The 18,528-nt window shown below is 59.1% G+C and carries 22 protein-coding genes and 1 pseudogene; 18 read left to right on the top strand and 5 right to left on the bottom strand.

From position 1 onward, the window contains the following. Positions 1–467 precede the first annotated feature (467 nt). Positions 468–732 (top strand): annotated as a pseudogene (locus AWB65_RS28880) (ISL3 family transposase); the annotation flags it as partial. A gap of 74 nt (positions 733–806) precedes the next feature. Here AWB65_RS28880 and AWB65_RS37145 read toward each other — a convergent pair. Next, a complete protein-coding gene (locus AWB65_RS37145) occupies positions 807–1,145 on the bottom strand; it encodes a serine integrase family protein (RefSeq protein WP_235007819.1) in 339 nt (112 codons plus the stop codon). Beyond that, positions 1,100–1,513 (bottom strand): recombinase family protein, encoded by a 414-nt coding sequence (locus AWB65_RS37140; RefSeq protein WP_235007817.1) that lies wholly within the window; start codon positions 1,511–1,513, stop codon positions 1,100–1,102. Before AWB65_RS37140 ends, AWB65_RS37145 begins: the two co-directional genes overlap by 46 nt. 213 nt (positions 1,514–1,726) lie before the next feature. On the opposite strand from AWB65_RS37140, the gene AWB65_RS28870 reads away from it, so the two are divergent. Beyond that, positions 1,727–1,909: a hypothetical protein gene (locus AWB65_RS28870; RefSeq protein WP_087670388.1), complete on the top strand. Its 183-nt coding sequence runs from the start codon at positions 1,727–1,729 to the stop codon at positions 1,907–1,909. After that, on the top strand, positions 1,906–2,544 hold the full coding sequence (locus tag AWB65_RS28865) for an ATP-dependent DNA ligase (RefSeq protein WP_235007816.1): 639 nt from the start codon (positions 1,906–1,908) through the stop codon (positions 2,542–2,544). The genes AWB65_RS28870 and AWB65_RS28865 overlap by 4 nt, the downstream gene beginning before the upstream one ends. Before the next feature lie 110 nt (positions 2,545–2,654). On the opposite strand, the gene AWB65_RS36465 is transcribed toward AWB65_RS28865, so the two are convergent. Both AWB65_RS36465 and trfA read right to left on the bottom strand, forming a co-directional pair. Then, positions 2,655–2,819 (bottom strand): hypothetical protein, encoded by a 165-nt coding sequence (locus AWB65_RS36465; RefSeq protein ID WP_159907836.1) that lies wholly within the window; start codon positions 2,817–2,819, stop codon positions 2,655–2,657. Positions 2,820–3,524: 705 nt separating this feature from the next. After that, positions 3,525–4,664: a plasmid replication initiator TrfA gene (gene trfA, locus AWB65_RS28860; protein WP_087670387.1), complete on the bottom strand. Its 1,140-nt coding sequence runs from the start codon at positions 4,662–4,664 to the stop codon at positions 3,525–3,527. Positions 4,665–4,961: 297 nt separating this feature from the next. Between trfA and AWB65_RS28855 the strand changes: the two genes are divergently transcribed. From AWB65_RS28855 to AWB65_RS28785, 15 genes are all read left to right on the top strand, one after another. Beyond that, on the top strand, positions 4,962–5,324 hold the full coding sequence (locus tag AWB65_RS28855; protein WP_087670386.1) for a transcriptional regulator: 363 nt from the start codon (positions 4,962–4,964) through the stop codon (positions 5,322–5,324). A gap of 220 nt (positions 5,325–5,544) precedes the next feature. Continuing rightward, positions 5,545–6,507, top strand: a complete 963-nt coding sequence (trbB, locus tag AWB65_RS28850) for a P-type conjugative transfer ATPase TrbB (RefSeq protein ID WP_087670385.1) — start codon at positions 5,545–5,547, stop codon at positions 6,505–6,507. Between the two features lie 15 nt (positions 6,508–6,522). Further along, positions 6,523–6,912: a TrbC/VirB2 family protein gene (locus AWB65_RS28845; RefSeq protein ID WP_087670390.1), complete on the top strand. Its 390-nt coding sequence runs from the start codon at positions 6,523–6,525 to the stop codon at positions 6,910–6,912. 2 nt (positions 6,913–6,914) lie between these two features. Continuing rightward, positions 6,915–7,226: a conjugal transfer protein TrbD gene (locus tag AWB65_RS28840; RefSeq protein ID WP_087670384.1), complete on the top strand. Its 312-nt coding sequence runs from the start codon at positions 6,915–6,917 to the stop codon at positions 7,224–7,226. Beyond that, positions 7,223–9,787, top strand: coding sequence for a VirB4 family type IV secretion/conjugal transfer ATPase (locus AWB65_RS28835; RefSeq protein ID WP_087670383.1), 2,565 nt, complete (start codon positions 7,223–7,225; stop codon positions 9,785–9,787). Before AWB65_RS28840 ends, AWB65_RS28835 begins: the two co-directional genes overlap by 4 nt. Then, the gene (locus tag AWB65_RS28830) at positions 9,784–10,500 is read left to right on the top strand and encodes a conjugal transfer protein TrbF (protein WP_087670382.1); all 717 of its coding nucleotides are present in this window, start codon (positions 9,784–9,786) and stop codon (positions 10,498–10,500) included. The genes AWB65_RS28835 and AWB65_RS28830 overlap by 4 nt, the downstream gene beginning before the upstream one ends. 16 nt (positions 10,501–10,516) lie before the next feature. Continuing rightward, positions 10,517–11,398 (top strand): P-type conjugative transfer protein TrbG, encoded by an 882-nt coding sequence (gene trbG, locus AWB65_RS28825; RefSeq protein WP_087670381.1) that lies wholly within the window; start codon positions 10,517–10,519, stop codon positions 11,396–11,398. A gap of 2 nt (positions 11,399–11,400) precedes the next feature. Then, positions 11,401–11,898 (top strand): conjugal transfer lipoprotein TrbH, encoded by a 498-nt coding sequence (locus AWB65_RS28820; protein WP_087670380.1) that lies wholly within the window; start codon positions 11,401–11,403, stop codon positions 11,896–11,898. Between the two features lie 5 nt (positions 11,899–11,903). Then, positions 11,904–13,319: a TrbI/VirB10 family protein gene (locus AWB65_RS28815; protein ID WP_087670379.1), complete on the top strand. Its 1,416-nt coding sequence runs from the start codon at positions 11,904–11,906 to the stop codon at positions 13,317–13,319. 17 nt (positions 13,320–13,336) lie between these two features. Then, positions 13,337–14,110, top strand: coding sequence for a P-type conjugative transfer protein TrbJ (gene trbJ, locus AWB65_RS28810; RefSeq protein ID WP_087670378.1), 774 nt, complete (start codon positions 13,337–13,339; stop codon positions 14,108–14,110). A gap of 15 nt (positions 14,111–14,125) precedes the next feature. Then, positions 14,126–14,362 carry an EexN family lipoprotein gene (locus AWB65_RS28805; protein WP_087670377.1) on the top strand — a complete coding sequence of 79 codons (237 nt, stop codon included), beginning with the start codon at positions 14,126–14,128 and terminating at the stop codon, positions 14,360–14,362. 4 nt (positions 14,363–14,366) lie between these two features. Continuing rightward, positions 14,367–15,851: a P-type conjugative transfer protein TrbL gene (gene trbL, locus AWB65_RS28800; RefSeq protein WP_087670376.1), complete on the top strand. Its 1,485-nt coding sequence runs from the start codon at positions 14,367–14,369 to the stop codon at positions 15,849–15,851. A gap of 18 nt (positions 15,852–15,869) precedes the next feature. Then, positions 15,870–16,508, top strand: coding sequence for a TrbM/KikA/MpfK family conjugal transfer protein (locus AWB65_RS28795; protein ID WP_087670375.1), 639 nt, complete (start codon positions 15,870–15,872; stop codon positions 16,506–16,508). A gap of 2 nt (positions 16,509–16,510) precedes the next feature. Next, a complete protein-coding gene (locus tag AWB65_RS28790; protein ID WP_087670374.1) occupies positions 16,511–17,191 on the top strand; it encodes a transglycosylase SLT domain-containing protein in 681 nt (226 codons plus the stop codon). A 36-nt stretch (positions 17,192–17,227) separates the two neighbouring features. Next, positions 17,228–18,064, top strand: coding sequence for a TraX family protein (locus AWB65_RS28785; RefSeq protein WP_087670373.1), 837 nt, complete (start codon positions 17,228–17,230; stop codon positions 18,062–18,064). Here AWB65_RS28785 and AWB65_RS35875 read toward each other — a convergent pair. Continuing rightward, positions 17,976–18,524 carry a hypothetical protein gene (locus AWB65_RS35875; protein WP_125474231.1) on the bottom strand — a complete coding sequence of 183 codons (549 nt, stop codon included), beginning with the start codon at positions 18,522–18,524 and terminating at the stop codon, positions 17,976–17,978. The genes AWB65_RS28785 and AWB65_RS35875 overlap by 89 nt on opposite strands. Positions 18,525–18,528: the final 4 nt, after the last annotated feature.

Here is an 18,528-nt window from a genome sequence, read left to right as displayed (position 1 = left end):
ACTCGACCTCGTCCTGCTTCACACGGTGGGGGATTTTAGGCGACCACAACTGGGGGAGTTTCAACTGACCGTCCGGGCAATGCGCATGCAGGATAGGGCTGGCTAAACGCCAGCGGATAGAAGGTGAGTAAGACGTTGGGTCTTACGTGCGCGATGATCGGCTTCAGACATGAAACATGATCGCAGTAACAGTTGCCGGGAGGATCCTGTCTCATTGATGATCAGCAGTTAATGGCGTGTGCCTTGCTGCCAGGCTCTGGCCTGTCCCTCAGCCAGCTACGGCTTCCGTATGCAGGCGGGGGCACTCTTGCAGCCGTTCGCCAGCCAGACGGTTGACAATTTGATGCTCATAGAAGGGCGGGCGTAAGCCCGGCGCAGCGAACCCTTGAGGCGCACTGATTCGATAAGCTGAGTCATGGCTGGTTGCGGCAGAATGCTGCAACCAGCCATGCAAGACGAAACGAACAATGACGAACCAACTGTTTGAAGCCGCGCTGGGAATCAAGGCCCCGTGGTACGTACAAAGCGTCGACTTTGATGCCGGCAAACGCCAGCTCACGATTGCGGTGGACTTCGTCGCGGGCAGCCGGTTCGGTTATGCCAGCGTCGCCGGCGAGCACCCGGTGCACGACACGCAAATCAAGCGTCTGCGCCATCTGAATTTCTTCCAGCACGAGTGCTATCTGGAAGTACGGGTGCCGCGCGCGCTTGCCGGACGGCTCGGTACGGTTGGGTGACGGTGCGGCGCAAGCAACAGCCAGCACTGGCGTAAATCGGCCCGCCAAGCCACTCCCGACGCCTCGCAGCTATTCGCCGCCGAGGCGGTCCAGCGTGCGTTGCAACTGCGTCAGCGACCAATCTTTTCCGCGTGAAGTCTTGATGCCGAGCGTATTCAATTCGGCAACCATCGCGCGTTGCGTCATGTTGGCGGACCGGAAGCCGGCGATGACGCGCGCCAACGATGCTGCGAACTCAACGGCGGCTTGCTGGCGGGCCTCGATGTTCGGCTTCAGATTCGCGTAGCCAGCTTTCCCAAGAACGACGCCGCGCGCCTTTGCTGCGGCGAGAGCATCCTTCGTGCGCTTGCTAATCTGGTTGTTTAATGTGTGTTCAGGATAAAGGGAAAGGACGAGTCGCGCTCCCATTCCGCCATCACCGCGTGCATCTGGATCATTACCTTGTCGGCCCGCGGCATATCGGCCGCAACGAAGTTCACGCCGCTTTCAAGCAAACCTGTCACGAAGTGCACGTTGCGTGCGAGGCGATCGAGTTTGGCAATCACGAGCGTAGCCTTCTTCTTACGGCACAAGGTGAGTGCCTCTTTCAACTTCGGTCGCTTGTCGAGCGCGTCCGCACCCTTGCCGGTTTCGACTTCGGTGAACTCGCCGACGAGCTCCCAATTGCCGCCGTTCAAATACTGGGTAACTAACGCCTGTTGGGACTCCAGGCTAAGTCCGCTCTGCCCTTGCTTCGCCGTCGACACTCGCAGATACGACACGAACTTACCGTTCATCACCCGTTCTCCCGGTGAACACATCGTGGAACGCAAGAAAACGGTCGATTGTTTTCCATGCGTCCGGTTCGTCTGCCCTGCCTTTTAGTCGGGCGCTTTTTTGCTGATAATGGATCCGCGTTTCGCTCAGCGGGCGGAGCGCCGATCCGTGTGCTTTGGCCCGCTTCGGCGGGCTTTCTTTTCCGATTTGCGTTTAGCGCGGAGGTGGACACCATGTGTTACGGCGACCCCATCGAGTTGTTGAAGAAGGTCATTGATGGCCGCACGCTTCAAACGAACGCGGCCGGGCATACGGTGCTCGATGACTTCGAGCACTTTTGCGCCTATTCCGGTTGCGATCCGGGCAACGCCTGGGCGAAGCTCGCCTATGTCAGCGCCCGGTTACCGAACCCATGATCCCGCCAATCAGCGCCGACGATCTGATGCTAGCCACGCTGTACCTGGCGCCGTTCTCACGCGAGAACTGGATCTTCGAACTGAAGTACGACGGATTTCGATGTTTGGTTCGGAAGGTCGGTAGCCGGGTCGAACTGTTTTCCCGCAACGGCAAACCTTTGAACCGGGCGTTCCCGGATATTGTGGCGGCGATCGAGCGCCTGCCAGGTAGCTTCGTATGGGATGCGGAATTGACCGTCGACGAGGTAACGGGGCGGTCCTCATTCGAGCGCCTGCAACTACGCGCCCGCACGTCAATGGCGACGCGCGTGCGCGCAGCAGCAAAACTGCACCCGGCTCGGCTCTACGTGTTTGATCTGCTCGCCGCGGGAGCGCGTGACCTTCGGGAGTTGCCCCTGATCCAGAGAAAAGAAATGCTCCGCGACACCTTCGACGACACGGCGGTTCTGATCTACGTCACCGGCATCGTCACGGCGGGCGCCTGGGTATTCGATCAGGCGGTGAGGCACGATTTCGAAGGAATGATTGGCAAGCGGCTCGACTCTCCCTATCAACGCGGACGATCGAACTATTGGCACAAGGTCAAAAACCAGGACTACAGCCGCCCTGCCGCGCTCGGTTGGGGTCGCAGGTGAAGGATAAGGGCAAGACAACCGGAAGCGTCGTTTTGGCGGAAGTTGCCGATCGAGCAACCCGTCTTCGACGCCGCATGCACCCGTGCAGTCGGCGCGGCCGGTATCGGTTGTCAGTCGGTTTGGAGAACCGGTGTTACGACGATCGGCGGACTGGCAAATGAAACGCCGACAGTATGGAAGCCGCTGCGTTGGAAAACGCAACCGCCTCTGACAGCACCCATTTCAGCACGATCCAGTTCTTTGTCTAGGGGCAGGTTTGCGATCATCAGGGCCATGACAGTCTCCAGATTGCTTGTTAACTCGCCTTCTTCAAGCACAAGATTTAGAAAAAGAGATGAAAGGTGAAGAACATCAAGGAGTTTGTTTCCGAAGCGCTCGAAGCGGCGCTCGACAGAGAAATCGAGGCGGCGGAGAGGGAAGGAGGCTACTGACACAAATGTTAGCGTTTTGACTGACGTCTTGGTCGCATTTGCATCAGAGAGCTCTCTCGAACAAAGCCCGCCGTGCCCAAGGGCCGTTAGGCTCTCGCGTTTTTTCAGCGTCCAGGAGTACAGTGCCCTCCGTTAAGATAGTCGTGAGCATTCTCGGTTACCGTCTTAACCCAGTTACCCACAGTGCTGTCGTCGATGCAAACGCAGCCGCCGATAATGCCACCAGATACGGCCGCCATCGCTTTACTGTCTAGGTTTTCAATCATCGGTAGAGATCTTTAATGGTCAATATATTCTGGATATCTAAAAACCAAGACCACCCGTACGGTGATCTCTCGGACACCTATGCTGTTTCCAGCGGGCACCAGCAATTAGCCTTCGTGCTTTTCGATCGATCGCCGCCGCGTAGAGGTGGCCCTTTAAACAGCAGCGGCGACACCAGCAGCTGAGACCGACGACCACTTGCCCTCGAAGCTAGCCTGACGATACTCGTTCTCTGCTTTTACGATCCCACGTCGAAAGTGGCGATTTAGTTTGCGATGGGAAGGCTTAGACTTGCTCGGCGCGTTGACGATCCCCTTCGCGTTCACAGTAGACCGAGTCACCGTTGACCCACGTGTACGCGACCAGTCCGCTGTCCGTCAGCTCCTTGCAGGCTTCCTTGGTCTGCTCCTTCCATTTCGCCGGGCGCTCGCTCTCCGACCCGCATATCAGGCGGAAAGTTTCGAGTTTGAGGGGGTACGGTTCTCTGTGCGATGCGAGATAATCGAACAAGCGCCGCGTGATCGGCCTGAGCTTGCGATATTTGCTCCAGACAAATTTGGTGTAGTGGTCGCCGGCAAATAGGTAGACCATTTTCTGGTCAATTTCTACGCGGCACATCGCCTTCTTCGTACCGCGATTGACGATCTTGAACTTGTCGATCAACGACACCGAGTCGAGCAGGCCGAAGCGCGGCGACGTGACCTGCATGGCATTAGCCTGCAAGCGGGTCAGAGAGGCTTCGGCCTTGTCGTAGTAGTGGCCGTTGATAGGCCAGTCGAGATCCGTTAGCAGCTGATACATCGAGAAGTAGACCGGCTCCCCCACCGTGAACCGTTTGGCATATTCAAGAACCTGCTGCCAAACGAGTTCGTCATCGTCCGCGCGTAGCTCGACGCCCGTAAAGGTGATGAGTACATCGTTGTTGTAGTGGTAGATGGCCTTCTGTTCGTAGGCCATTCGCTTCTGGCGCTTGTTGCGCACCGTGAACAGTGCCGAACGGCCGTAGTCATTCGGCATGGCCCGCATGTCGTCATCCCATGGGGCGAGGTCGAAAAGCGACAACTGCGCTTCCTTGATCTCCTCCGTGGTGCGCTGGATGAGCGCGCGTTGCTTGGCTTCGCTGACCTTTGCGTTGACATCCTCGATAGCGCTGCCTTTCCTCGGTTTCTTCTTGGCTGTCATGCTCGCTCCCGCCTGCTGCTTCTTCGCCGGGGCTCGCGTTGGCATGGTGTCGGCCGGTCCATCCGAGTTGGGCGATGGCCCCAATGCCTCGCGAAACGATTTGGTTGGCGAAACCAGCGCCGGCTTTGTTTGCCCGGCGCGGGCCCTGGCCGTCTTGGCCGCGACTTCAGCCGCCGCAGCGGGGTCGATGCCGCCTTCGATCAGCGTCTTTTTGAATTCTTCTTCGTCAAAGGGCTGGGTCATGGTTTCGCCTGATTTGCCTACCGTTCGTGAGGATGAAGAATAACGTCCCGCGAGAGCCGGGGCACTCTTATTTGATTTCATCGCTAATCCGCAATGTCCGAGCTGGGGAGGGGCGAGCTCTTGCTTCCTGTATACCGAACCAACATGTGACGAGTAAAATTACCAACAAATCGGAACCTCTGGTCGCGCATGAAAGCCTCCTTGCCTGAGACAGCATAAATTTAGCTAAACATTTGGAAGGCGTCAAGAATTTTAGCAGCTAAAATTTTTATAACGGAGAGTGGCAATCGCCACACTGTGTACAACATCATATTTTTCACGAACATTCTTCGCTTGCTGGACGAGCGGGGCATGACGAAACATGAGCTGTCCGAGAAAGCGGGCATCTCAATTTCATTCCTATCTGATCTAACAAACGGCAAGGCCAATCCGTCGCTCAAAATTATGGAAGCGATAGCAGAGGCGTTGAGCGTCCCTCTTACTCTCCTGCTGGAGTCCACTGATCTTGACAGACGTACCCTCGACGACATTGCCGGGGGAAAGTTCACGCAAGGACTACCGCCTGGTTACGAGCGAGTCTTTGCCGTATTGCCGGAACATCAAGCTTTCATCGTCAAGAAATGGAGCGAGCAGACCCAAAAGAAGCTGCGTGGAGAGTGACTACAACAGAATGGGGCGGGGCACCGCCTTTTTAGCCGCTAAAGCCCTCCACCGTGAGGGCTTTTTTGTTTCTGTAGGGCATCTGTTGCATCTCGATTTGTGCACCATGCGCGACGCATTAAGCGAACGAGCCAGTAATCGTTCGCTGTTGCGTCTTTTGCCTATTCGGTATATCGTTTGTCAAAGTAATCAGACGAAATAATCCGAGGGCAAGCAAGCGATGCAAGACGATGACATCCAGCACGCGTCGGTCAACGCGCGTGCCATTGAAAAGTTGCGCCGCGATCTGGGGCCGGTGGTGATGGGGGCGTTGAACGATCCCAAGACCGTCGAAATACTTCTGAACGCTGACGGCCGCATCTGGCAGGAACGGCTGGGCGAGAAGATGCGCGCAATCGGCACGATGACGCCCCAGCGCGCCGAGGCTGTCGTCAAGACGGTCGCGGGCTATCACGGCAAGACTGTCACGCGCCTGAATCCGTTGGTTGAAGGCGAGTTGCCTATCGATGGATCGCGTTTCGCCGGCCAACTCCCGCCTGTCGTTGAATTTCCAACGTTTGCGATCCGCAAAAAGGCGGTCGCGATCTTCACGCTCGATCAATACGTCGAGGCCGGAATCATGACGCCGGAGCAAGCCCGAGCCATTCGGGCTGCTGTAAGGGAACGTCGGAGCATTCTCGTCATCGGCGGAACTGGCTCGGGCAAGACAACGCTGGTCAACGCAATCATCTACGAGATGGTCCTGCTCGACCCCTCGGAGCGCCTTCTAATCATCGAGGACACCGGCGAAATCCAGTGCTCCGCGGTGAACAAGATCCAGTACCACACCACGCTTGAAATCACGATGACGATGCTGCTTAAGACGCTCCTTCGGATGCGGCCTGATCGCATTCTCGTGGGCGAAGTACGCGGTGCCGAGGCCTTGGACCTGTTGGACTCGTGGAATACCGGCCATGAAGGAGGCGCCGCCACCCTGCACGCAAACGACGAACACGCAGCCCTTACCCGTCTAAAGTCGCTCGTCACTCGCAACGAGTCGGCGCCTGACGATATTGAATCGCTTATTGGGCAGGCGGTTCATCTGATTGTCCACATCGCCCGAACCGAGGATGGCCGTCGAGTACAGGGAATCATCGAGATTCAAGGGTATGAAAACGGTCGCTACGTCACACGCAATATCTAAATGGAGAAAGTCGAAATGCAATTCACCATGCCCCGCATCAATACCAGTCGCGCCCTTCTCGTCCTCGGCGTGGCACTCCTGCTGTTGATCGTCGCGCATCCGGCGTTTGCGTCAAACACGAGTGGCGGCGGTCTTCCCTTTGATGACTGGTTCACCAAGATTCGACAGTCCGTGACTGGCCCATTTGCGTTCACCGCGTCGATCGTCGGCCTCGTCGGGGCAGGTGCAACGCTGATCTTTGGTGGCGATATGAACGGCTTCTTGCGCACGCTCATCTTCATCGTTCTCGTGTTGTGCTTCTTGGTCGCCGCGCAGAACACCATTTCCGCGATCACAGGGCAGGGCGCTGAAATCACGGCCCTGTCGAACGCCTTGGCCGACCGCTTGCAAGCGAGGCTCGCATAATCATGGCCCTGCGCATGATCCCCATTCGTAGGGCAGGCAATCGAGACAACCTTTTCATGGGTGGGGATCGTGAAATGGTCATGTTCTCGGGCCTGCTGGCCGCGATTCTCATCTTTGCGGCGCAAGACTGGCTCTCTGCCGGCGTAGGCATTTTCGCGTGGTTCATCGCCATCTGGATTCTGCGAAAGATGGCGAATGCCGACCCCAAGATGCGCTTTGTCTACCTGCGCAATCGGCGGTACAAGCCGTACTACCCGCCGCGCGCGACGCCGTTTCGCGACAATACGGCAGCCCAAGGGAAGCAATACAAATGATCCAAGTAATCACCATCTCTATCGCGGTGCTCGGTGCCGTGTTGCTGATCGGATTGTTCTCGCTTGTGCAGCGCGCGAACGCTGATCTGCGGCTGAAGAAGCATCGCTCTAAAGACGCAGGCTTAGCCGATCTGCTCAACTACGCCGCTGTCGTTAATGACGGCGTTATCGTCGGCAAGAACGGCTCGTTCATGGCGTCGTGGCTCTACCGTGGCGCCGATAACGCAAGTGCAACCGACGCCGAGCGCGAGCTGATCTCGTTCCGCATCAACCAAGCCCTTGCTCCGCTCGGCAACGGCTGGATGGTTCACGTTGATGCGGTGCGTCGGCCCGCTCCGAGCTACAGTGACCCGAGCCTTTCACACTTCCCCGACCCGGTTTCGGCGGCGGTTGACGAGGAACGGCGTCGGCTATTCGAGAGCATGGGCACGCTGTATGAGGGCTTCTTTGTCATCACCGTGACTTGGTTCCCTCCTATGTTGGCCGAACGCAAGTTCGTGGAGCTGATGTTCCACGACGACGCCGATAAGCCAAACCCCAAGGCCCGCACAGCGCATCTTATCGACCACTTCAAGCGGGAGGTCGCCAACCTCGAAAGCCGGCTTTCTTCTGCAGTCGAGTTGGAACGTTTGCGCGGTGTCAAGGTGATGCACGAGGCCGGTTCGACGGTGACGCACGACCAGCAATTGCAATGGCTGCAATTCTGTGTGACCGGTCTGAATCATCCTGTTCAACTCCCTAGCAACCCCATGTACATCGACTCGCTTATCGGCGGGCAAGAGTTGTACACCGGCGTTGTGCCGAAGATCGGTCGCCACTTCATCCAGGTTGTCGCCATTGAAGGCTTTCCCTTGGAGTCGCATCCCGGAATTCTGTCGGCGCTGGCCGAGCTGCCTATTGAATATCGGTGGTCGTCGCGGTTCATCTTCCTCGATCACCACGAGGCCGTGGCCCAACTCGAGAAATTCCGTAAGAAGTGGAAGCAGAAGATTCGCGGCTTCTTCGATCAGGTGTTCAACACAAACACCAGCCACGTCGATGAGGATGCGGTGTCAATGGTGTCCGATGCGTCGTCGGCTATCGCGGAAACCAACAGCGGTCTGGTTTCACAGGGTTACTACACAAGTGTCGTCGTGCTGATGAGTGAGAGCCGCGACGAAGTCGAACACACCGCCCGTCGACTGGAAAAGGCGATCAACGCATTGGCGTTCACCGCACGCGTCGAGACGATCAACACGATGGACGCCTACCTCGGCTCGCTGCCGGGGCATGGGGTTGAGAACGTGCGTCGTCCGCTGCTGAACTCGATGAATCTGGCCGATCTGCTGCCGACCAGCACGATATGGACGGGCGAGAATCGCGCGCCGTCGCCGCTGTTTCCGCCGAACGCTCCCCCGCTGCTGCATGGGGTGACGAGCGGCAACTCGCCCATGCGTATCAATCTGCACGTTCGCGATCTCGGCCACGGCATCATTTTCGGCCCGACCCGGACGGGTAAATCGACCAAGCTGGGGCTGGTCGCGTTCCAGTGGCGTCGCTACCTCGGCGCGCGCATCTATGCGTTCGACAAGGGCTTGTCGATGTACCCCACGTGCAAGGCCGCGAATGGCCGGCATTTCACCATTGCGTCGAATACCGACAAGCTGGCTTTCGCGCCGCTATCGCGCCTCGATACCCGCACGCGTCGAGCGTGGGCGATGGAATGGATCGATACGATTCTTGCCTTGAACGGAGTAAATACGACCCCTGCCCAGCGCAACGCGATTGCCGAGGCAATCCTGAGCATGCACAAGAGCGAATCTCATACGTTGTCGGAGTTCACAGTAACCGTGCAGGACGAGGTGATCCGCGAAGCCCTCAAGCCGTACACGGTGGACGGCAACATGGGTCATCTGCTGGATGCCGAAGAAGATGGCCTCGATTTGGCCGACTTCATGACGTTCGAGATTGAACAGTTGATGGGCCTTGGCGAGAAGTTCGCGCTACCGGTCCTGCTGTACCTGTTCACGCGGATCGAGGAATCACTTGCTGAGGAAGATGCACGCCCTACGCTGCTGATTCTTGATGAAGCTTGGCTGATGCTGGCTCACCCGGCCTTCCGCGACAAGATCGAAGAATGGCTGCGCTCGATGGCTAAAAAGAACTGCTCGGTCCTGATGGCGACGCAGAGCATTTCCGAGGCGGCGAAGTCCGGCATTCTCGACATCATCACGGAATCCACGGCTTGTCGGATTTTCCTCGCCAATCCGAATGCGCGCGAGGAAAAGACCACTGAGATTTACGGCCGTCTTGGCCTCAACCCGCGCCAAATCGAAATTATCGCGTCGGCCGTTCCGAAGCGCGACTACTACTACGTCTCCGAAAAAGGGCGTCGCCTGTACCAGCTCGCGCTTGGCCCGCTTGCTCTTGCCTTTGTCGGTTCGACCGACAAGGAATCCATCGCAGTGATCCGCAAGCTCGAAGCGTCGCACGGCGGTTCGTGGGTGCATGAGTGGTTGCGGATCAAAGGCCTGCGCCTCGATGAATACGTGCGCCTCAACGACTATGGAGTTGCAGCATGAGCGTCAATCTCAAAGACATTTTCGGGAAGAAGAAAGAGCCCGACACCAATACGTCGAATCCTTACGTCAATGCACGGCGCTCGTGGAACAGCCATGTCGGCCAGGTGATGGAACACGGGCAGATCGGCATTTTCGTTGGCCTGCTCGGCATGTTGATTGGCCTTGCAGCTGTCGGCGGCATTACCTACATCGGCAGCCAGTCGAAATTCGTTCCTTTGGTGTTCCAGCAGGACGGCAGCGGCAACACGGTTTCGATGACGCGCGCGGACCGCATTCCTGAGGCCAAGGTGGATGATTACCGCACCGCCGTTGCCGACTTCATCGGCAATATCCGCCTCGTCACACCGGACGCTGAATTGCAACGCAAAGCCGTGCTGAAAACCTACGGCTACCTCGCGCCAAGCGACCCGGCCACGATCAAGTCGAGCGAGTACCTGAACGGCACGAAGGAAGCCAACCCGTTCAACCGCGCGGCGAACGAAACGGTCAGTGTCGATGTGAAGTCGGTTTTGCAGCAGTCACAAGACACTTGGCAAATCGACTGGCAGGAAACCGAACGTGCGCGCGATGGCTCGCCCAAGGGTCCGCCGTACATGATGCGCGCGCTCGTGACGATCTATCAAAACAAGGGTGCCGATGTGAAGTCGGGCCAAATGTTCCTCAATCCGCACTTCATTTTCGTCAAAGACTACAACTGGTCGAAGCAACTTTAAGTCTGGGGGCCTCGCAATGAAAAAGACTCTTACTTCTGCTCTAATTCTCGGCCTTCTGCCGATGGTGGCACTCGCAGCCGATCCGCTGGCCGATCAGTACTTTTCGAAAAACGAACCGAAGCTGACGCAGCAGGAGCTGGCCGCCGTCGCTATCGGCAAAAGGTGGCAGGCAGGGAAGGACGTGAAGCCGTTCCAAGGCCCTGACGGTTCGATCAGTTGGCCGTACTTGCCGGGCAAGCAATACCCGGTCATGTGCGCCGTGCTGCAAGTGTGCGACGTTGCCTTGCAGCCGGGCGAGAACGTTAACGGCATGAACGTTGGCGACCCTCGCTACACCGTGGAACCAGCAGTCACCGGCTCGGGCGCATCTCAAGTGCTGCACCTGATCTTGAAGCCGCTCGATGTGGGCCTCGAAACGACGCTCGTGCTGACCACGGATCGGCGCACATATCACTTCCGCCTGCGGTCGAGCCGCACGGCATTGATGCCGTTCGTCTCCTTTATCTATCCCGAGGATGCGATGGCCAAGTGGGATGCCGTCAAGGCACGCGAGGTGAAGGTACGCCAAGACAACACGATTCCGCAGACCGGCGAATACCTAGGGAACCTCAACTTCGATTACACCGTGAGCGGTTCGGCTCGCTGGAAGCCGGTTCGCGTCTACAACGATGGCCGCAAGACAATCATCGAAATGGCGAAGACGATGCAGCAGAGTGAAGCGCCGGCGCTCCTCGTCGTGCGTAAAGACGGTGGCCTGTTCACGGACGCGGACACGCAGATGGTGAACTACCGCGTCCAAGGCGACCGTTACATCGTGGACTCGATCTTTGACAAGGCAATCCTCGTGTCCGGTGTCGGTTCGAGCCAAGACAAGATAACGATCACGCGGGGGAACTGACCATGCGCAAGCTCATGATGAGCGCGGTCGTCGTGGCCGCACTTGCAGGCCTCGCCGGGTGCGCGACGCAAGGCCCGTATGGCAACTATGCGGGAGCCTCGCTTGACGCCAATAAGACGATGGCCGATGCGACAGTGACGCAGCTTGTGTCGCTATATCCGCCCGCGCGTACGCGCTTCAATCTCCAGCAACCGGCCACCGACGCCTACGGTGCGGCACTGCTGACCGCGCTGAGAGACAAGGGCTATTCCGTCCTGGAGTACAGCCCGCAGACGCAGCCAGCCGCCGCAAAGTCCGCGTCAGAAGCAGCGACGGCTAACGCATTGACGGCCGCAACATCAACGCCGGGCCTCGCGCTGCGCTACGTGGTGGATTCGCCCGAGTCGATGAGCCTGTATCGCGTGACGGTGCAGGTAGGTCCGCAGTCGATCAGCCGCGCGTTCGTGGTCGCCACGAACGGCAAGCTGTTTCCGGCCGGTGCATGGGTTCGAAAGGAGTAACGGGAATGGCTGAGATCGATCAAATGTCGCCTGACGCTTCGCCCGGCTCCAAGCCGAAAAGCGGCGTTCGTCGGGTCAATAATCTACCGCTCATCATCGCAAGTGTGGCCTTGGGCGTGTTTGTGTTGCTGATTGCAATGGTGGCCGTCAAGCGGGCTAACAACGCCGCAGCGGTTCAACCGGACACGACTCAAGTGTCGAAGAAGAACATCGACACGAGCGCGATGGCGAATGACGTCGTGGGAGGCCACGGCGCGGGACTGATCCCGCCCACCGCGCCGGCAATGCCTCCCCAAACGAGTGCAACGACTGCGGTTCCGATCGCGCCCGTCAACAACCCTGACGCACCGCCTATGCCGCCGCGTCAGGCGAACGGCGCACCAGCCCCTGTCGATCCTGACGAACAACAAATTCGCATGGCGAAGATGCAGCAGTTCCAAGAAGCGGTTAAGGCCAAAACCAAGATCGCATTGCCCTATGACGTTGGCTCGGGCGGGCCTTCGGGAGCCGCGCGGACTTCAACGGCCGCGCCGCAATCGCGCGAAGAAATGCTTGCGCAGATTGCCAATGTGCGCCGACAGATGGACGCGAACGCAGCAGGTGGCGATCCGACAGGTGCCTATCAGGCGCAACTGACGCGGATTCGCGCAGGCCTAGGTGGGGGCGGGGGCGGTGTCGGCGGCGGCAACTACGGCAGCTCCGACAGCGGCCCGCAATTGCTGCAAGCCCCGGCGTCGGCCAGCAATAAGGATATGTCGCAGTTTTCGAACACCGGGCAAAACGACCGCTGGAAGCTCGATCAAGACATGCAAGCTCCGCGTTCCCGCTTTGAGATTCGCGCTGGCGGCGTCATTCCCGGCGTAATGATTAGCGGGGTGAATTCCGATCTGCCGGGCCAAATCATGGGTCAAGTGGCCCAAGACGTGTACGACACCGCAACGGGTAAATATCTGCTCATCCCGCAGGGCACGCGCCTCGTTGGCACGTACAACAGCAACGTGGCCTATGGTCAAAGCGCAGTCCTCATCGCGTGGCAACGTCTCGTGTTCCCCGATGGCAAGGCGCTCGACATTAGCGCGATGCCGGGGGCGGATGGGGCGGGATACGCGGGCTTCCGCGATCAGATCAACAACCACTACGTGCGTATCTTCGCGTCGGCGCTGCTCATGTCGGGCGTGACGGCCGCCGCATCCTACGCGACGGATCGCGACAGCAGTAACAGCGGCTACTACAGCCAGCCGACCGTTGGTAGTGAGCTAAGCCAAGCCCTCGGCCAGCAGCTCGGCAACGTGACCGCGCAGATGATTTCCAAGAATCTGAACATCGCGCCGACCATCGAAATCCGGCCGGGGTATCGCTTCAACATCATCGTCGTGAAAGACCTCGATTTCACGAAGCCGTATAAGTCATTTGATTATTGACGCCAAGGAGACTGACCATGAGGACGTTCTGGAAAAACGCTTTAGCCGCTAAAGTCGCTGCCATCGCGGTGGTTCTGTTCGCGGGTGTTTCGCAGCCGGCGCGAGCCGGCATCCCAGTCATCGACGGCAGCAACCTCACGCAAAACATCATCACTGCGGTTCAGCAGGTCGCGGCCGTCGAGAAGCAGATCCAGCAATATCAGACGCAGTTGCAGCAGTATCAAAACATGCTGCAAAACACGGTCGCGCCGGCCGCCTACATTTGGGACCAAGCCAGCCAAGTAATGAACAAGCTCATGGCGGCGCAAGACACGCTGAGCTACTACAAGAACCAAGCGGGCAGCATCGACGCGTATCTGTCGCGCTATCAGGACGTGGGCTATTACCGCAGTTCGCCATGCTTCACGGCTGTGGGTTGCTCGTCGTCGCAGTTGCAGGCCGTGCAGGATGCGCAGGCCAACAACTCTACCGCCGTGAAGCGTGCGAACGACGCCGTCTTGAAAAGCGTAGATCAGCAACAGCGAACACTCACCAGCGACGCCGCGACGCTTCAAAACCTGCAATCGCAGGCGACCACTGCGCAGGGGCAAATGCAGGCATTGCAGGCGGCTAATCAGCTCGCCAGCGCGCAAACGAACCAGCTCCTGCAAATCCGGGGCATGTTGTCCGCGCAGGCCGCAGCGGCAGCCACTCGCGCATCTAATGAGGCAGACAAGGCCGCACTGACGGCGGCCGCCGATCAAACATTCCGCTCGGGCAGCTACACGAAAAGCCCGGCTCAAAACTGGTAACAGCAAGGGGGATTAATGAAACGAGCTATTGCGATTGGCTGTGTGTGTTTGGGAAGCTTGCTGCTCGCGTCGTGTGGCAAGCCTTCGCATTCCGTCGATTACTACAAGCAGCACGAGGACGAGCGGAATGCCGTGCTCGAAAAGTGCAGGGCTGACCCGGACCTTGTGACGAAAGACGAGAACTGCCGCAGCGCCGGCGACGCACAGGCGCTTTCGGGCAGCTACACGCCCAGCAAGCCGCAGAAATGGTGAATCTATGAAGAAGCTACCCGTATCGCCAGTGCTGGCATTGGCGCTGTTGCTGGTTGCCGTGCAGGCGCACGCGCAAACGCCGGTGGACAGTGCCGGCTTGCTGGACAACATCCTCAACCGCTTCTATCAGGTCGCAAATACGTGGTCCGCAAAGATGGTCAGCTACGCGAGCTGGCTGTTTTGGGGTCTTGTCCTGCTGAGCATGGTGTGGACCTACGGAATGATGGCCTTGCGCAAGGCCGACATTCAGGAGTTCCTGGCTGAGACGATCCGGTTTCTGGCGGTAACGGGCTTCTTCTGGTGGATTCTGACCAACGGCCCGGCGATCTCGACGGCCATCATCAATTCGTTGCGGCAAATCGCAGCAGACGCGACCGGTTTGGGGAACGCGCTTGCGCCATCCAGCATTGCCGATATCGGCTTTGACATCGCTTCCAAGGTCGTTGACCAGTCCTCGATCTGGTCGCCCGTCAACTCTGGCGTCGGCATCATCATCGCCGCCGTGATCCTCGTAGTGCTCGCGCTGGTGGGCGTGAACATGCTGCTGTTGTTGGTGTCGGGATGGCTGCTGTCTTACGGCGCGGTGTTCCTGCTCGGCTTCGGGGGCGGCCGATGGACCTCCGACATCGCGATCAGCTACTACAAGACAGTGCTCGGCATCGGGATGCAGCTGTTCGCGATGATCTTGATCGTTGGGATCGGCAAGTCGTTCATCGACCAGTATTACGCGGCGACGTCGAGCGGCGCGATCACGATGAAGGCGCTCCTTGTGATGCTTGTGGCCTCCATCGTCCTGCTTGTGCTGGTGAACAAGGTTCCGCCGCAGTTCGCCAGCATCGTCGGCGGTGGCGGCTCATCGGCTGGCATTGGCAGCTTGGGCGCGGGTGCCGCGCTCGGCGCTGGGGCAGCCGCAGCCGCCGCTGCAGCGACGGCCGGCGCTGCTGTGATGGCCGGCGCGTCGAGCGCGGCGGGTGGGGCGTCGGCTCTCAAGGCCGCGTTCCAATCCGCGCAGCAAAACATGTCGAGCGGCAGCGGCATGTTCTCGGGCGGCTCGGGTGGCAGTAGTGGATCTGGCTCGCTTGGTGGTTCGGGCGGCGGCGCTTCGTCCGGTGGCAGTACTGGGTTCATGTCTGCGATGGGTACGGCGGGCCGGTTTGCGGCTGACATGGGATCGAACCTCGCCAAGGGCGTTGGGCAGGTTGCCACAGACAAGGTTGGCAGCATGGCCGCATCCGCGAGCGACCGTATCGCAAGTACCACGGGCGGAAAGGTGGCTTCCGCAATCCGCAACAGCATGAGTGCATCGGGATCGGACGCCGGCAGCGCCGATACCGGTAGCGTCCAGCAAGCGGCATCTGGCGCGGCATCCGCGCGAGACAGCTTTGACGGTGACAGCCTTGCAGGCGCGACGCAGGCGGGCACTGAATCGGCCTCTACGAATGACGAGGTGGCCACGTTCGTCAACAAAGGTCAAGCGAAGTCGGCGTAACGACAAAGGAGTGTAGTTATGAAAAACAAGCTCAAATTTCTTTCGCTAGTGAGCGTCGTGGCCGGGTCGCTCGTCGGTTCTACCTCCGTGTTCGCACAACAGGGGCAGGAGTTGACGGGCGATCCGAAGCTGGCCTGCGAGGCAATCCTTTGTCTGTCGTCGGGCACGAGGCCCGGCGAGTGCGGCCCGGCGCTGAACCGGTATTTCGGAATTAACTACAAGTACTGGAGCGACACCGTCAAGGGTCGGCGCAACTTCCTGAACCAGTGCCCGACCGCCCAAGACACGTCCTCGGCCAATATGCCACAGATTGTCGATAACATCGCGAACGGCGCAGGCCGTTGCGATGCCGCGTATCTGAACGCGAACAACCGCACCGTCGCACAGACGAAAATTTGCCCGCAAGACGGCTGGCAAACCGGGGGCAATGCTTGGTGGAACCGCAACAGCGGATGGACGCCGCCCGACGATTCTTGGACCCAACTCGATGACGGCAGCGGCTGCTATGTGAAGAACGTTGTTGTCGTCAGCAATGCCAAGCCCGCGAACTGCTCGGCCTACGCGAACAGCCAGTACACGTACCTTCTTGGCGTTCGATACGTGGGCGATCCGACCGATGGCGGTCATTGGGTCGATGATTCGATAGGCGGGCAGTAACGATGCCGTTCGTCGACCTTCCTCCGCAAATGCAAGAGCGCGTCGTCTGCTCAATCACGGCCGCCGTCAAGTACGAGGTTCCCGCGAACATCGTGCTTGCAGTGGCCGAACAAGAGGCCGGCAAGCCCGGCCAGTGGGTCGAGAACACGAACGGCACTCGAGACGTGGGGCCGATGCAGTTCAATACGGTCTATCTGGCGCAGCTGCGCAAGTACGGGATCACAGCCCAAGACGTAGCACAAGGCGGGTGCTACTCCTACGATCTGGCCGCGTGGCGCTTGCGCGGTCACTTACGCAACGATCAGGGCGACATCTGGACGCGAGCCGCGAATTACCACTCGCGCACGCCACAGTACAACGCCGTCTACCGCGCGTCCCTCATGAAGCGTGCTGGCAAGTGGGAAAAGTGGCTGGTCGTGCGCTTTCCAACGTTCGACGCCACGCAGCCGCGCAAACCTGTTGTGGCCGCCGTAGCGGCCGAAGATGCGACGCCAAGGACAGGGCAGGGGGCAACGGCTAAGCCCGCTGTAGCGGCTCCTGCGCAGCCCGTACAGGTCGTCAAGGCATCGATGCCGGTTCGCCACTACAACGCCGCCGCAGCGGCCGCCTTGGCGGCCGTGTTCGCGCCGGCTACACACAAGCAAGGGGGGGCCAATGGAACCACCCTCGCTCGTGAGCCTTGAACCCATCCGCATTCCTAAATTTAGCGGCTAGATTGCATGAACAAGAAAAACACGGTTACTGTCGCAACGGTCACTGCCGAACGGCTTTCGCTGCCGCGACTGCATATTGCAGACGGCACGCTCGAAGCGTTGAAGTGGCTCGGCCTGCTGCTGATGACGGGCGATCACGTCAACAAGTACCTGCTCAACGATTCGGTGCCGTTGGTGTTCGATGCCGGCCGCGCCGTCATGCCTATCTTCGTTTCCGTCCTGGCGTTCAACCTTGCCCGGCCGGGTACGCTCGTGCGCGGCGTATATCCGCGCACGATAGGCCGCCTCGCGGTGTTTGGCGCGCTTGCGACGCCGGCCTTCATTGCCTTGAGCGGTCTGCTGGCCGGGTGGTGGCCGCTCAACATCCTGTTCACGCTGGTGGTCCTGACGGCCACGTTGTTCTTTCTCGAGCGCGGCGGCAAGGCCAACAGGGTCGCAGCGTGCGCTGTCGCGCTGCTCGGCGGCAGCTCGGTCGAATTTTGGTGGCCCGCGATCCTCATGGGCGTTGCCCTGTGGTTCTACGCGAAACGCCCCACGGCGACGGCGCTGTTAGTCGCCGTTCTGGCCTGTGCGTCGTTGGCTTTTATCAACCGCGACTTCTGGGCACTCGCCGCGCTACCGGTGATTGCAGCCGCCACGCGCATCGATGTGCGCTGCACGCGCTGGAAGTGGGCGTTTTACGCCTACTACCCGGCGCATCTGACAGCCCTGTGGATCATTCGCATACCGATGAGTCACGCGGGCTACCTGTTCTTCACTTTGATAGAGGATCTGATTCATCACGGACGTTTGGAATGCCAAGGCGGATGCCCTCAAAGCCGCGATTGCCGTCGATATGTCTAAAGCACTCGACGGCCAGCCGATCAGCGATGAAGCCGTATACGAAAGCCTGATGTGCAGCTCGCTCGATCATCTGATGACGGCTCCTTTCACTGAAGGAAGTTTTTATTGCGGTGCTCTCGCGCATCGCCCACACTCGCTTGACCTGGCTGACGCTGCACCCGGCCAGCCAGGTGCGCCAGAGCGCCGGCGCGGAATCGCAATCCGGCCCAAGACCGCGCGTCATTTTTCTGGTCTGGCAGATTGCCTTGTACCGTTCATAGGCTTCATCGGACGATTCCCAAGGATGCACTGCGAAGGGAAACGTGAATTTGATCTTCGCGCCCTCGGTCGTGCCGATCTTGCCGCGGCTGTTCAGATTCAGCGCCCCGTGGTGAACGATAAAGTCGCGCTGTTTCCCGAGCTTCTGGAACAGGTCATTCCCCGAAACCGCCTCCTGGAGCGGCTTGATTTTGGCCCTCACTTCA

Origin of the sequence: Caballeronia humi, assembly GCF_001544475.1 — a bacterium.
Taxonomy (GTDB): Bacteria; Pseudomonadota; Gammaproteobacteria; order Burkholderiales; family Burkholderiaceae; genus Caballeronia; species Caballeronia humi.
Note: the sequence above shows the minus strand (reverse complement) of the source record. Positions and strands in the feature narration are given on the sequence as shown.

Coding starts and splice junctions, on each gene's coding strand:
- AWB65_RS28795 (WP_087670375.1), top strand. CDS start 15,870: ATGAAAAACAAGCTCAAATTTCTTTCGCTAGTGAGCGTCGTGGCCGGG.
- AWB65_RS28820 (WP_087670380.1), top strand. CDS start 11,401: ATGCGCAAGCTCATGATGAGCGCGGTCGTCGTGGCCGCACTTGCAGGC.
- AWB65_RS28830 (WP_087670382.1), top strand. CDS start 9,784: ATGAGCGTCAATCTCAAAGACATTTTCGGGAAGAAGAAAGAGCCCGAC.
- trfA (WP_087670387.1), bottom strand. CDS start 4,664: ATGACCCAGCCCTTTGACGAAGAAGAATTCAAAAAGACGCTGATCGAA.
- trbG (WP_087670381.1), top strand. CDS start 10,517: ATGAAAAAGACTCTTACTTCTGCTCTAATTCTCGGCCTTCTGCCGATG.
- AWB65_RS28840 (WP_087670384.1), top strand. CDS start 6,915: ATGGCCCTGCGCATGATCCCCATTCGTAGGGCAGGCAATCGAGACAAC.
- AWB65_RS28865 (WP_235007816.1), top strand. CDS start 1,906: ATGATCCCGCCAATCAGCGCCGACGATCTGATGCTAGCCACGCTGTAC.
- trbB (WP_087670385.1), top strand. CDS start 5,545: ATGCAAGACGATGACATCCAGCACGCGTCGGTCAACGCGCGTGCCATT.
- trbL (WP_087670376.1), top strand. CDS start 14,367: ATGAAGAAGCTACCCGTATCGCCAGTGCTGGCATTGGCGCTGTTGCTG.
- AWB65_RS28785 (WP_087670373.1), top strand. CDS start 17,228: ATGAACAAGAAAAACACGGTTACTGTCGCAACGGTCACTGCCGAACGG.
- AWB65_RS28845 (WP_087670390.1), top strand. CDS start 6,523: ATGCAATTCACCATGCCCCGCATCAATACCAGTCGCGCCCTTCTCGTC.
- AWB65_RS28870 (WP_087670388.1), top strand. CDS start 1,727: ATGTGTTACGGCGACCCCATCGAGTTGTTGAAGAAGGTCATTGATGGC.
- AWB65_RS37145 (WP_235007819.1), bottom strand. CDS start 1,145: ATGGGAGCGCGACTCGTCCTTTCCCTTTATCCTGAACACACATTAAAC.
- trbJ (WP_087670378.1), top strand. CDS start 13,337: ATGAGGACGTTCTGGAAAAACGCTTTAGCCGCTAAAGTCGCTGCCATC.
- AWB65_RS28805 (WP_087670377.1), top strand. CDS start 14,126: ATGAAACGAGCTATTGCGATTGGCTGTGTGTGTTTGGGAAGCTTGCTG.
- AWB65_RS37140 (WP_235007817.1), bottom strand. CDS start 1,513: ATGAACGGTAAGTTCGTGTCGTATCTGCGAGTGTCGACGGCGAAGCAA.
- AWB65_RS28835 (WP_087670383.1), top strand. CDS start 7,223: ATGATCCAAGTAATCACCATCTCTATCGCGGTGCTCGGTGCCGTGTTG.
- AWB65_RS36465 (WP_159907836.1), bottom strand. CDS start 2,819: ATGGCCCTGATGATCGCAAACCTGCCCCTAGACAAAGAACTGGATCGT.
- AWB65_RS28790 (WP_087670374.1), top strand. CDS start 16,511: ATGCCGTTCGTCGACCTTCCTCCGCAAATGCAAGAGCGCGTCGTCTGC.
- AWB65_RS28815 (WP_087670379.1), top strand. CDS start 11,904: ATGGCTGAGATCGATCAAATGTCGCCTGACGCTTCGCCCGGCTCCAAG.